The organism is Lysinibacillus sp. FSL K6-1151 (assembly GCF_038630755.1).
Lineage (GTDB): Bacteria > Bacillota > Bacilli > Bacillales_A > Planococcaceae > Lysinibacillus > Lysinibacillus fusiformis_D.
On record NZ_CP152040.1, the window covers coordinates 2,332,383 to 2,345,248 of the forward strand.

Genomic DNA, 12,866 nt, shown 5'->3' on the forward strand with positions numbered 1-12,866 from the left:
TAATGAACGGAGAATGAAAATGATGAATATCACGCCTAATAGCATTAATCAAATGAACTATAGTCTAAAAGAATTACAAGATATCTTTTCCGCCATGAATAGTTCCATCATTGTAGCGATTACCGATCGTACCGGGAAAATTACGTTTGTTAATGATCATTTTTGCAAAATTTCGAAGTATACGCGTGAAGAATTATTAGGTCAAGATCACCGTTTACTTAACTCAGGCTTCCATCCTAAATCTTTCTTTAGAGAGATGTGGAGAACAATAGGTAATGGTGATATGTGGAATGGCGAGGTGTGCAATCGTGCGAAAGATGGCAGTTTATATTGGGTAAAGACAACGATTTTCCCATTCCTTGATGAAAAGGGAAAGCCTTATCAATATATCGCCATTCGCGTCGATATTACAGCGCAAAAGGACATAAAAAAAATTACCCATATTGCCTATCACGATGAATTAACAGGACTGCCAAATCGTCGTAAACTAGAACAGCGTTTAGAAAATGAATTCCATCAATCTCGACGTACAGGAGATAAATTTGCGTTATTTTTCATTGATGTGAATCGATTCAAACACATTAACGACGGGCTTGGTCATATTATCGGCGATATGTTTTTAGTGGAAATGTCGAATCGTCTACGAAATGTTGATTATACATCTAATTCATTCTATCGCCACAATAGTGATGAATTTGTCATGATTTTAAATGACGTCAGTCGCATTGACGAAATGGCCAAAGAAATCATTAATGTCTTCAATGAAAGTTTCATCGTCGATACCTATGAATTTTATGCAAGCATCAGTATCGGCATTAGTATATTCCCAGATCATGCAAACTCTGTAGAAGAATTATTGAAAAATGCGGATATTGCCATGTATGCAGCAAAATCTACGCGTGGAAATCAGTACCGTTTATACCGTGACAATATGGATGAAGCCAACGATAAATGGCTTCTATTAGAAACAAAATTACACCAAGCATTAAAACAGGACCGCTTAGAATTACATTACCAGCCTAAAATTGATTTAAAAACAGATACGGTCATTGGCATGGAAGCCTTGCTACGCTGGTATGATCCTGAATTAGGTCATATTCCACCAGATCGTTTTATTCCATTTGCAGAAGAATGTGGGCTTATTAATGATATCGGTGTTTGGGTATTACATAAAGCCTGTGCTCAAGCTCGTTTTTGGAATGAAGCACATAATTTAACATTGCGCGTAGCCGTCAATATTTCTCCGATTCATATTAGTACAAGTAGCTTTGTGGACATGGTGTGTGAAGTCATTGCAGAAACAGGCATTGACCCACACTTATTAGAAATTGAAATTACGGAAATGAGTATGCTTGATTATACGGAAGATTTAATTGATACCATCAAGCAATTACGGGCATTGGGCATTACGATTTCATTAGACGATTTCGGGACAGGCTATTCATCGTTAAACTACTTAAAAAAATTCCCTGTGGATGTCCTTAAAATTGACCGTGCCTTTGTCCGTGACATTGTGCCTGAAAAATCAGGGATTGCGATGATTTCAGCTATGATTTCCTTAGCACATGCTTTAAATCTTCAAGTAGTTGCTGAAGGTGTCGAGGAAGAAGCTGAATTGAACGTACTTCGTGAGCATGGCTGTGAGTATGTGCAGGGTTATTATTTCAGTAAGCCATTGTCTGTAGATGATTTTACAGATTTAATCGTTAATTCTGTGACAAAATAGACCAGTTATGAATTGCTATTCCTGAATGATTTTGCTAAAGTGGGATAAAGCCAAACAGTTCAGACAATATTCAATTTGATGATGTGGCCAAGTAAGTAAGAATTGTGAGACAGAAAATATAGCAATTGCTGAGAGCTATATCACCGCTTCTTTACTGAACACCTACCACGGAGATGTTATGCAAACATAACCGAGTCGTTTTCGTTACCAAACGTGAGAGGGTTTTAAGTTCTACTTAAAGCTAAATCAAGGTGGTACCACGTCTATCCAGCACAAAGACGTCCTTATTCAGAGGACAGCTTTGTGCTTTTTTCATTCAGCTTGATAGTAACAGCTCGCTGAAACAAGCTAAACGCCCTGGTAGATGGCACTGTTTTTCTTACACCAAGGCAACAATGATTTAACAAAAATTGGAGGAGATCACATGTCAAAACAATTAGAAGATTTTTCGAAATGGTATATTGAGACTATCCAAAAAGCTGATTTAATGGATTATACACCTGTTCGTGGCTGTATTGCCTTTAAACCTGATGGCTATGAGATTTGGGAGCATATTCAAGAGGAAATGGATCGTCGCTTTAAAGAGACAGGGCATCGTAATGCCTATTTCCCAATGCTTATTCCTGAATCTTTCTTCCAAAAAGAAAAGGATCATATCGAAGGATTCTCACCTGAGCTACCTTGGGTAACAGAGGCAGCAGGGGAACAATTAGAAGAACGTCTGGCACTACGTCCAACGTCTGAAACGATGATTGGCCATCTTTACTCCAATTGGATTAAAAGCTACCGTGACCTACCCGTTTTGATTAATCAATGGGCAAACGTCTTCCGTTGGGAAAAGAAAACTCTTCCTTTTATTCGCACATCTGAATTTTTATGGCAAGAAGGACATACAGCGCACGTCGATGAAGAGGATGCTCGTCAAGAAACGATGCAAATGCTTGAAATCTATAAAGAAGTTGTAGAACAAGTACTAGCAATTCCAGTCTATGACGGACAAAAAACACCTTCTGAACGTTTTGCAGGTGCTGTCGATACGTATTCGATTGAGGCGATGATGAAAAATGGCAAGGCTGTGCAAGCTGGTACATCTCATTATTTAGGTACGAAATTTGCAGAAGCCTTTAACATTAAGTATTTAAATAAAGCAAACCAGCATGAGTATGTGCACACAACATCTTGGGGTACATCTACGCGCTTAATCGGCTCGGTAATTATGGTGCATGGTGATGAGCAGGGGCTTGTTTTACCTCCACGCATCGCGCCAACTCAAGTTGTTTTAATTCCAGTGGGACCATGGAAAAAGAACCCTCAAATTATGGAGCATCTAGATGAAATTTTTGTCGCTTTAAAAGCGAAGGGCATTCGCGTACGCCTTGACGATTCGGACCAATCACCAGGCTTTAAGTTTAATGAATGGGAGCTAAAAGGGGTGCCAGTTCGCATTGAATTAGGACCTCGTGATCTTGACAACAATCAAGCTTTACTTAAAGCCCGTGATGAAGAGGAAAAACGAACAATTGATTTAGCTACGATTATCACAGCCATTGAAGAAGAATTAACAACCATGCAAGCGCGCTTACTCGAAAAAGCACGTCAGTTCCGTGAAGCAAACACACATACAATGATTGATTCATTACCACAATTACAACAGCATATTGAAGCAGCCAAAGCAAACGGTACAATTCCTGGCTGGGTACTAGCTGGTTGGTGTGGAGAAGATGCATGCGAGGAAAAAGTGAAGGAAGAAACAAAATATACATCTCGTAATATGCCGTTTAATCCACCAACAACAAAAACAACATGTATTGGCTGTGGAAATGAAGCTAAACATACGGTTTGGTTTGCACAAGCCTATTAATAACGACTACAACAGCCTCCTATTTAATTAGGAGGCTGTTGTTATGAGGTGGTGATCGATTACATCCTTTGCTTTCGGGAAGTAGTCCAATTTTAAGCTTTCGCCATCCCTCATAGTGAGCCATCCATCTGTCTGATCTGCTAAAAAGACTGCCGTTACGCCGAATACCTCATCCCCATTAGGATATTTAAAATAGTCCTGATAACCTGATAATATCGTTAAAAACTGAAGATTGTTTGCATGCAATTCTGTCTCTTCATACAGCTCTCGTTTCGCTGTTTCTTCAAGGGTTTCCCCTGGCTCCATTACTCCTCCAGGTAATCCCCACATTTCGATATCAGCACGAAATTGAAGGAGCACTTCTTTCGTCTGATTTAAGACAATTACTGTAGAACCTACTAAAATAACAGGCATTGTCCCAACTAGTTGTCTTAATTTGATAACATAATCACTCATAGCGCCCCTCCAACATAGTTAGCCAAATTTTTATTCTACTTATGATAAAATGAAGGGGTGTTATATCTTGAAAATTTCCTGAAGAAATGGGGATATAGCGATTAAAAATGATGCTACTATCTATGACTCAATTTTTTGATAAGGATGCTAACAGACTATTTTTGACAAGGAGATAAGGGAATGACAGATACAACAGGCTGGAAACAGAATGCACAAGATCGTCCATTTATTGCCTCATTTAGTGGTGGAAAGGACAGTACTTTAGCTTTATATAAAGCATCCCAGGTAGGTCAGGCTGTAGGACTGCTTGTGATGCTAGAGGAGGAAGGGAAACGTTCGAGGTCACACGGCATGCCACCTGAGCTTATCCAGGCGCAGGCTGACTCGATCGGATTGCCTGTCTTTACGGCTGCAGCTAGTTGGGCAGACTACGAAAGTGTCTTTATGCACCTTTTAGAAAAGGCAAAACAGCAGGGGGCAGAAGTGTTAGTGACAGGTGACTTAGATATGCCTGCACATGGCTGCTGGCATGATAAGGTCACAAAAAATGCTGGGTTACAGCTAGGCATGCCATTATGGGAAATGGACCATCGCGAAGCAGTCGATGAATTTATTAACTTAGGATTTATCACGATGATTGTCACGGTCAACTTATCCTTAGGCATGACTGAGGATGATTTAGGGCGAATACTTACCCCTGAATATGTATTAGAACTAGAAGCTCGTAAGATTGACCCGTGCGGGGAGGGAGGAGAATTCCATACAACCGTCATTGATGGCCCTCTTTTTCAGCAGCCAATAGCTGTGCGCAAATGTCCAATTATAAGAGATGGAGACTATGCATTTTTACCTTTAGAACGAGCGTAAATCCACAGCCTTTCTTGTGATGATCATGGTTTTTCCTTTTAATGTATATGGTCGTGTGTAATAAAATGATTACAGAGGAAAAATACATTAAATGGGGATGAATTACTATTAGTATTAAGTGCTTTGTCAAATCCTTATCGTTGAAAAATGATTGCCACTCTTCATCAAGAAAAGCAATATGTTAGCTGGCTAGCGCGAGAGTTAGGGAAGCTAAATTGATTAATGGTTATCACGAAATTTCTGAAAGTGGCAAAGCATTGAAAAAATACTGAAACAAGTTGATTAGACAAATGAGCGTTTCTTAAATAAACGATTTCGAGTAATAGAGAAAACAATGAGTCAACATATAGGCTTACTACATACTCTGGTTTTCATGGCTCTCATAATAAATTTAAAGAAATAGATACTAATAATGAACGAAAAGTACAAAGGCTCTCACCTCTGTACTTTTTTTGCATTTTGGCTGTTTCTTCTTTATAGGTATAGAATCCATCTCATTTTGTCCAAAATAATCATTGACCGGACACTAAATGGTGTCATATAATTAAGACACCATTTAGTGTCCTATTAGAAAGGGTGGTGGTTTTGAATAACAATCATCAAGAGCGTGACGTTTATGTAGCCATTGCTGACCCTACAAGACGAAAGTTGATCCGTTTACTGGCAGAGGTAGATGAGTTACCGCTTCACGAATTAACCGCTCAATTTGACATGGGGCGTACCGCTGTTTCGAAACATTTAGCCATCCTGAAAGATGCAGGTCTTGTCGTTGCTCGCAAGGAAGGTAGAGAGACAAGGTATCGGCTGAATGCGGCCCCGTTGAAAGAAATACAGGATTGGGTATCGTTTTATGAAGGATTTTGGAAAGAAAGAATCGCTAAATTACATCTATTATTGGAGGAAAAAAAATGAAACCAGATGTATCATTAGATTTTACATTTACAAGTTCAATCGAGCAGGTTTGGCATGCTTTAACCGATTCAGATACGCTAGCAAAATGGATTTGGAATAATGACTTCCAACCAATCGTTGGGCATAAATTTCAATTCCGTGCTGAACCAAATGAATGGTGGGACGGCATTGTAGACTGTGAGGTACTTGTAGTAGAAGAGCCTCATACATTATCTTACACTTGGACAAGTGCTGGTGAAACAACGACTGTTACATGGACATTAACACAAGATTCAGATGGCACGACTCAGCTTCATCTTGATCAAAGTGGCTTTAGCGAAGAAACAAAAGCTCGTCAAGGGGCAATCGAAGGGGCAACATATGCTTGGACGAATATGAGCACACAGCTTGAAAAAGTACTAGCCTAATACAAATCAAACGATAACAAGGAGAGCGCAATTCCGTAGCAAGAATTGTGTTCTTTCATTTTCACTCAAATTTTTTAATTTTCTAGACATGGAAGGATAACTAAATGAAGATCAATCAACTAATTGCCAACAATATCAACCGTTTAGATGTCGTCTTACCAGAACATCATTCATTGGGTATAGCCGGTTTGTCTGGCTCAGGGAAAACGACATTTTGTCAAACGATTGGGGAAGAATCCAAAAAACGTCTCGTTTCTTTATTACCTAAGGCGGAGTATCAATATTTATTTCCAAACATTATGGAAACGAACTTCAGTGCCATCAAAATGGAGGATATGCCCCTCGTACTTTTTTTAGGAAAATCCTCTATCTCCAGCAACCCACGTTCAACGATTGGTACTCATACGGGTGTTTTTAAAGAAATTCGTAATCGACTCGCGGATGAATTTCAACTTTCTCCAGAGATGTTTTCCTTTAACAATGCATTAGGCTGGTGTCCTGCATGTAAAGGACGTGGCACGACGAAAAATGTAGAATGTAAAAAATGCTCAGGTAAACGCTATAGTCCTGAAGTGGAGCAACATAAAATAGCTTTATGGAATGAATCATACAGTATTTCTGATATTCACAATTTCAGTATCGAAACGATCTATTCCTTATCAAAAGAATTAAATATAAGTGAAGAGAAGCAACATATTCTTCAAAATATTATCCAGATGAATATTGGCTATTTAACATTAAATCGTATTATGGGGACATTGTCGGGCGGAGAATTAACAAGACTTTACTTAGCAGAATTCATGGCTACTAGCGAAAACACGGTCATTATTGTCGACGAAATTTCTGTTGGTCTTGACCATGACACATTACTAAAAATCTTAGAGCAAATCCAACAGTTGGGCACTAAAAACCAAATTTGGCTTATTGATCATTCAGATACGGTGCTAGACATGGCAAATAAGCACCTATTCTTTGGACCAGGGAGTGGGAAATACGGCGGTAAAATCGTGGAAGAATCTCCTCGACCACAGCCTATCTATTCGGAACGAAACCCATCAAAGCCAACATCCTTTTATCAATTCCGAGACTTATATTGCCGCAATATACAAATGGACGAAATAGCCATTCCGCAAAACCGACTTATTACTTTTACTGGGGAGTCTGGCTGTGGGAAATCAACGCTTGTGAATGAATGTATCGCTAAAGATTTTGTCAAACGCTATCCAAAGGACAAACTAGTGATGGTCGGGCAGGATCGGAATCAGTCCATTACTAGTCGATCAACTGTCGCAACTTTCCTCGATATTAAAAAGAAACTAACCAAATATAGCGAGGACATTGATGCTATTTTCCAACGCTCGATTGAAGACATTATTGATGAACTTCCTCATGAAGATATCGCCCATAAACGTTTAAGCTTACTAATTAAACTAGGGCTAGGCTATTTGACACTGGAAAGAAAAACACAATCGCTGTCGACTGGTGAATTCCAATGTGTGCATTTAGTATCGGAGTTATTTGCGAATTCGCGAAATCCACATACACTGTTTATTTTTGATGAGCCTTCTAAAGGATTATCTCAAAACATTTTAAACCAGTTTATTGATAGTGTAAGGGACATCCTTGAGGATGAAGCTATCTCTATCATCATGATTGAGCATAATACCTATATGTTAGAGAGCTCTGATTTCATTGTAGACTTTGGTAAAAGACAGCAGGAGCCTGTGACACATCTTGAGGTAGTTTGTCATGAGGACTATTATAATCAGGTTAACTATACAAAAACGGCTCCATTACAAATCGCGTCTACGCTCGCATCAAGAAATGGTATTCAATACTTAGAAGACCAACCTATAAGCTATTTTAAAAAGGCTGAAAATATTTATAAAGGTGGCATTTTAAAAAGCCTATCTTCAATGGCACGTCTCATTTACGGTGACTACGAATCCAATAAAATAGGGCCTGTTATTGCGATCGACTTGGAAAGACATTTATATAGTCAGTATAGTTTTCTGTATGAAATGGGTGGTCTGATTAATCATATTGTCGCTGCACACCCAACGAATAAGGATACAAGAAGCTTCGATTTCTATAGCCAAGACAATCATTGTCCAAGCTGTTCAGGGAGATTGGAAATTTCCAAATTCGATTTTGATCTAGTCGTACAAGATAAAAACGTGCCATTTTGGGATGGCTTATTACACCCAGATATTATGGAGGTCTTAAAATACTATCAACATGCGAAGCTGGAATTTCTTTTTGAAGAAATTAAAAATGAACTTGGTCAAGACATTAGTAAAAGTTACAATGCTATGACTGAGGAAGAAAAGCATACATTTTTATATGGGTATTGGGATAAGTCCTTTTATGATAAGGCAACAAAATCTTCGAAGAAATGGGAAGGTTTTAACTTTATCATTGGTCGCTATATCGTCATTTCAAAATCCATTATTAAGGAGCAAATGAAGGAAACAAGAGAGATGATGCCTTGCCCAATTTGTCATGGCACTGTGCTTAACCACCAGAAAAAATTACAATTTGGGGACACAGATATTCGTGACTTGATTCGTCAACCTCTTGATGTGGTAATAAAAACTGTAGGGAACTTACCACAACTTGAAAAATTGAAAGCCATTGTAGGGGGTGACATGTCACTTCTACAAGATGTCTCCTTATTGCCAAGAGAAATACAAGTAGCGTTGAAAATGCTGGAATTAGAGCTAGCAAGCTTTGTTGGCTATGAAATGGTCCTACAAAATGCACTTCCATTCTGGGACAAAATCCAAGATTATATAAAGAACATCAGCCTAAAAAACCAAGTAACCATCTGTGATTTTGCCAATATTTACGAGACAAGAGAAAATATCATCGACCAGTATTTTACGAATGGAAAATACAAAAAATTAACGTATGTTTATGAAGCATTTGGCTATAAAAAAATTGTCACTCAAATCAATAAAGTAAAAGCTAGTCATAGTTGTCCATTCTGCAAAGGGAAAAAGGTGCTTTCAGAGGATGGATTGCATGATGGGGTCCATAAATTAACCGTTCCATGTGTCAACTGTGGTGCAAGTGGTATAAACGATGAAGGTCGCCAGCAAATTGTTGATGGCATTGATGTGGAAACGTGGCTAACTGGTACTGTCAGTGATGTAGTAATAGAAGGCTCTCATCTTGAGGCAGTTGCCAATATTCCTATTTTCAATCGCATTCGTGAGCTGAATAAACAGGAAATGATGGCGGTTTATCAGTTCTTACAGCATAATAATTAAAGCTAATATGTTAGAAAGCCCATTTGCACTGAGCAGATGGGCTACTTTCATTTGACTAGAATCACACACTAATTTTTCCAAAAACATTCAAATCTGTATCGTCTTTGAGCTTTTCATCGTACTATAGGAATAGCCAGATTGGCAGGAAAAGGGAGGATATTCTTTGGTAAAAAAAGTGCTGTTATTTGGGGATATTGGCATTGATGATACCGTAGCATTAATTTATGCCAGGCTCAATCAGGAAATAGAAATTGTTGGGTTAGTGGCAGACTACGGCAATGTATCGCGAGAAGATGCGGTATCCAATATTTATTATGTCATGAGATTGTTTAACTTCCCTCAAGGGATTCCCGTTATTTTAGGGGCAGAAGTACCTTTAACTGGTGAACAGCCGACTTACTATCCAGAAATACACGGCGAACGGGGATTAGGACCCATTATTCCAAATGATGATCATGAATTAAAAATTGAAAACTTTTTTGAAATCGTCAATATTATAGAAAGATATAAAAATGATGAACTAACAATTGTTAATATTGGGCGATTGACCTCGCTCGCAACGATGTTTATCCTCTACAAAGAGCTTATGAAACATGTCAAGGAATTTTATATTATGGGTGGAGCGTTTTGGGTTCCTGGCAATGTCACAACAGTGGCAGAGGCAAATTTTCATGGTGATCCGTTTGCAGTTAATATCGTGCTTACCTATGCAAAGAATGTCACAATCATTCCCTTGAATGCTACACAAAAGGCGATTGTCACGCCAGGTATGGTAGACTATATTGATTCATTTGGACAAACAAAAATCCTCAAGCCATTAATGGAATACTATACTCGCTTTTATCAAGAACGGGACCCCTCACTTTTAGGGAGCCCTGTGCATGATGCGTTAACGCTGATGGCTATAATGGAGCCTGACATGTTTATATATGAGTCCTATCCCGTAACTGTTGTCGATAAATTAGAAGGCCCTGCAAGAGGGCAAAGCATTGCTGAAACACGGCCTTATGAAAGTATAAACAATGGCGAGAAAAAACATCGTATTGCCTTTGATATCCAATACGAGAAATTTTTCCACCACTTTTTGACGATCATGACAGGGCAACCATTGCAGTAGCTTATTCAAAAACACCGTTCCGTAAAATCACAAAATCAACATGGACATTTACTTTCATATCTTTATACATCTTATGCCATTTTTCTTTAGTGAGTTCAGAATGTCTCACAGAGCTTCGGTATTTTTCACCGAAACCAAAAATATCGGATTCGACTTCCTGACTATGGGCAATCACTCTTGATACTTCCTTCGACAATTTTTTCTCAATCGCTTTTTCTAGTGCCGATACACTTTTTGGGTCACCTTGGTTAATATCTGGGTACACTTCTAATACTCTTGACTTGATTTTGATGTTTAGGTCAAATGTTGGTTTATCCGCATCGATTAATTGTATTTCTCTTTTCGAATGAATCGCATCAAAGGCTACTGTGATTTTGTTGGCTTTTTTTTGAAGGATCTTGGATGGAACATCTTCGTTGTCCAGTATAGTTTCATATAGTCCCACTTTGAATGTGTCTCGAACGATTTTTACGTAAAAGCTATCTTTAACTGGTAGGGTGCTGACCATTTTACTTCCTTTAAAAAGAGCGACACCACTTAACTCCACTAGCTCATCATCTCTTTTTAATATGGGCATAGCTAAATCTTTGCCAATTGAGTAATAATCGTGGGCAATTTGATGAAGCGTGGACGAAATCATATATTCCTGCTTGACGTTTTGTTCGATGAGCCTAAAAATATGCTGCCCTATGTCCTCGATATTTTTGTATTCGTATTTCAGTAATGGTGCTGCTTCGCCTTCCACAACTGCCATAAAGATTCCATTGCTGACACTTGCATTTTCTAGATTTGTATCAAGATAATAACGAAGATCATCTTTCGCAAGTTCTTCACCGAACAAAATTACCCTCATTTGACCAACCATGATTTTTTTCGAAAGCTTGCGATTGGCTTCCATTCGATTCCCTTTACTTGTATCGTTTTCTGTTGTTAGAACTTCCACATTGCTTTGGAATTCAGGATTTACTTCACGTATGACGGCTGTCGTTGCAATTTTTTCTTCTTTTCCTATATCGTAGCCGACTAAAGTGGTTAATCCTACTTTATCCAAAATATTCGTTTGGGCACATCCATATAAAAAAACAATCGATAGAAGAACCAACCATTTTCCTTTAAGCTTGTTCATTCTTTTTCACCTTCTTTGATGTGAGGTTCTTCTTCAGTAGGGCGATTGGCCATAGCACAAGAGGGTAGACAAAGATCACAAAAAATGCCACTTGTCCAAACACCGTGTTGATTGTATTGATCTGTGTGCGTGTTTGAATAAGTAATGTTCCAATGAAAACAAAGAACGAAAGTATCCAGACAAAAGTCGTTCCACTTATATTGACTAATCGAATTGCTCCCCGATAGGCCGCCCATAAATACAGACAAAGATTAGGTAAAATAATCAACATCCAAAAACAAACGGCTACAAATTCAAAGCGTTCCATGAAAGGGAAGCTAATAAAGCTAAACAATGTCAAAGTTGCCCAAATTGTTTTCAGTAGTTTGCCTTCACTGTAGTAGGTGATAGACACCAGCATGACGGCTAAATAGATGACCGTTGAAGCCAATAACCCTAAATGGACAGGTTTTCTAACATTTTCCTTGTCTTTCACAAAGGGATAAATCACGTTCAAAATTTCAAAGCCAATGATGGTAAAAGTCATCGAATGGGCACCCTTTAAAATCGAGCGAAAGTCGTTTTCTAAAATAGGAAAGAGACTTTCTGCTGAGGAATACTTCAAAGGGAAGGCTAACATCGGCATAATCCATAACGATAGGATGATACTAAAAAAAGACACCCCAACAATTACTCGAAGCCCACCCGTAAAGGCATAAATAATAATGATTAATAACGTAGCAGATAGAAACCATGTCCCAATACTTGGGAAAATCCATGCTTGTATAACTTCTATATAGTTTCGCAAAACGGAAAAGAATGCTACAGAACAATAGATGACATACATAACATTTAAAAAATTGCCAATCCATTTGCCAAAAATATCGATTTGAATTCCATATAAATCATTGGAGCCATAGATCTCTAAAGTTTTAATCATACAAAATGTGACGATATGTGTAGCAATACCAGCCAGTAGAACTGAAATCCATGCATCTTGTCTTGCATCCTGATAGATAATGCGTTGAAATCCCTGTATACCAACCCCAATTTGTGCACCGTGTACCACAAAAAAAAGCAAATAAGCATTGATCATATCTTTAGGGCTAAGTTGTATAGGTTTTGCCATTTATCTCACCTTCA

The 12,866-nt window shown here is 38.4% G+C and carries 10 protein-coding genes and 1 other annotated feature; of the genes, 7 read left to right on the forward strand and 3 right to left on the reverse strand.

Translation table 11 applies throughout. The features are described from left to right. Positions 1 to 19: 19 nt before the first annotated feature. Together MHI04_RS11350 and proS are read left to right on the forward strand one after the other, a co-directional pair. Entirely contained in the window at positions 20 to 1,726 is a 1,707-nt protein-coding gene (locus MHI04_RS11350) for a GGDEF domain-containing phosphodiesterase (protein WP_271913421.1), read from the forward strand. 69 nt (positions 1,727 to 1,795) lie between these two features. Continuing rightward, positions 1,796 to 2,015: a binding site (T-box leader), on the forward strand. A 135-nt stretch (positions 2,016 to 2,150) separates the two neighbouring features. Next, entirely contained in the window at positions 2,151 to 3,587 is a 1,437-nt protein-coding gene (gene proS / locus MHI04_RS11355; protein WP_058844416.1) for a proline--tRNA ligase, read from the forward strand. 27 nt (positions 3,588 to 3,614) lie between these two features. On the opposite strand, the gene MHI04_RS11360 is transcribed toward proS, so the two are convergent. After that, positions 3,615 to 4,043, reverse strand: a complete 429-nt coding sequence (locus MHI04_RS11360) for an NUDIX hydrolase (RefSeq protein WP_340834329.1) — start codon at positions 4,041 to 4,043, stop codon at positions 3,615 to 3,617. Between the two features lie 180 nt (positions 4,044 to 4,223). On the opposite strand from MHI04_RS11360, the gene MHI04_RS11365 reads away from it, so the two are divergent. The 5 genes from MHI04_RS11365 to MHI04_RS11385 all read left to right on the forward strand — a co-directional run bounded on the left by MHI04_RS11365 (position 4,224) and on the right by MHI04_RS11385 (position 10,618). Then, entirely contained in the window at positions 4,224 to 4,910 is a 687-nt protein-coding gene (locus tag MHI04_RS11365) for a diphthine--ammonia ligase (protein ID WP_342534825.1), read from the forward strand. 585 nt (positions 4,911 to 5,495) lie between these two features. Beyond that, entirely contained in the window at positions 5,496 to 5,822 is a 327-nt protein-coding gene (locus tag MHI04_RS11370) for a metalloregulator ArsR/SmtB family transcription factor (RefSeq protein ID WP_101966647.1), read from the forward strand. Then, positions 5,819 to 6,229: an SRPBCC domain-containing protein gene (locus tag MHI04_RS11375; protein WP_036126406.1), complete on the forward strand. Its 411-nt coding sequence runs from the start codon at positions 5,819 to 5,821 to the stop codon at positions 6,227 to 6,229. Before MHI04_RS11370 ends, MHI04_RS11375 begins: the two co-directional genes overlap by 4 nt. Positions 6,230 to 6,333: 104 nt before the next feature. After that, complete coding sequence (locus MHI04_RS11380; RefSeq protein ID WP_342534826.1) at positions 6,334 to 9,501, forward strand: ATP-binding cassette domain-containing protein; 3,168 nt, start codon at positions 6,334 to 6,336, stop codon at positions 9,499 to 9,501. Between the two features lie 163 nt (positions 9,502 to 9,664). Further along, positions 9,665 to 10,618 carry a nucleoside hydrolase gene (locus MHI04_RS11385; RefSeq protein WP_058844414.1) on the forward strand — a complete coding sequence of 318 codons (954 nt, stop codon included), beginning with the start codon at positions 9,665 to 9,667 and terminating at the stop codon, positions 10,616 to 10,618. Between the two features lies 1 nt (position 10,619). On the opposite strand, the gene MHI04_RS11390 is transcribed toward MHI04_RS11385, so the two are convergent. Continuing rightward, positions 10,620 to 11,744 (reverse strand): Ger(x)C family spore germination protein, encoded by a 1,125-nt coding sequence (locus tag MHI04_RS11390; RefSeq protein WP_036126396.1) that lies wholly within the window; start codon positions 11,742 to 11,744, stop codon positions 10,620 to 10,622. Beyond that, positions 11,731 to 12,852, reverse strand: a complete 1,122-nt coding sequence (locus MHI04_RS11395) for a GerAB/ArcD/ProY family transporter (RefSeq protein ID WP_036126393.1) — start codon at positions 12,850 to 12,852, stop codon at positions 11,731 to 11,733. The genes MHI04_RS11390 and MHI04_RS11395 overlap by 14 nt, the downstream gene beginning before the upstream one ends. Between the last annotated feature and the right edge of the window lie 14 nt (positions 12,853 to 12,866).

What these genes read in the sequence shown, in the direction of transcription:
- MHI04_RS11360 (WP_340834329.1), bottom strand. Translation starts at nt 4,043, where the DNA reads ATGAGTGATTATGTTATCAAATTAAGACAACTAGTTGGGACAATGCCT.
- MHI04_RS11380 (WP_342534826.1), top strand. Translation starts at nt 6,334, where the DNA reads ATGAAGATCAATCAACTAATTGCCAACAATATCAACCGTTTAGATGTC.
- MHI04_RS11390 (WP_036126396.1), bottom strand. Translation starts at nt 11,744, where the DNA reads ATGAACAAGCTTAAAGGAAAATGGTTGGTTCTTCTATCGATTGTTTTT.
- MHI04_RS11395 (WP_036126393.1), bottom strand. Translation starts at nt 12,852, where the DNA reads ATGGCAAAACCTATACAACTTAGCCCTAAAGATATGATCAATGCTTAT.
- MHI04_RS11375 (WP_036126406.1), top strand. Translation starts at nt 5,819, where the DNA reads ATGAAACCAGATGTATCATTAGATTTTACATTTACAAGTTCAATCGAG.
- MHI04_RS11365 (WP_342534825.1), top strand. Translation starts at nt 4,224, where the DNA reads ATGACAGATACAACAGGCTGGAAACAGAATGCACAAGATCGTCCATTT.
- proS (WP_058844416.1), top strand. Translation starts at nt 2,151, where the DNA reads ATGTCAAAACAATTAGAAGATTTTTCGAAATGGTATATTGAGACTATC.
- MHI04_RS11350 (WP_271913421.1), top strand. Translation starts at nt 20, where the DNA reads ATGATGAATATCACGCCTAATAGCATTAATCAAATGAACTATAGTCTA.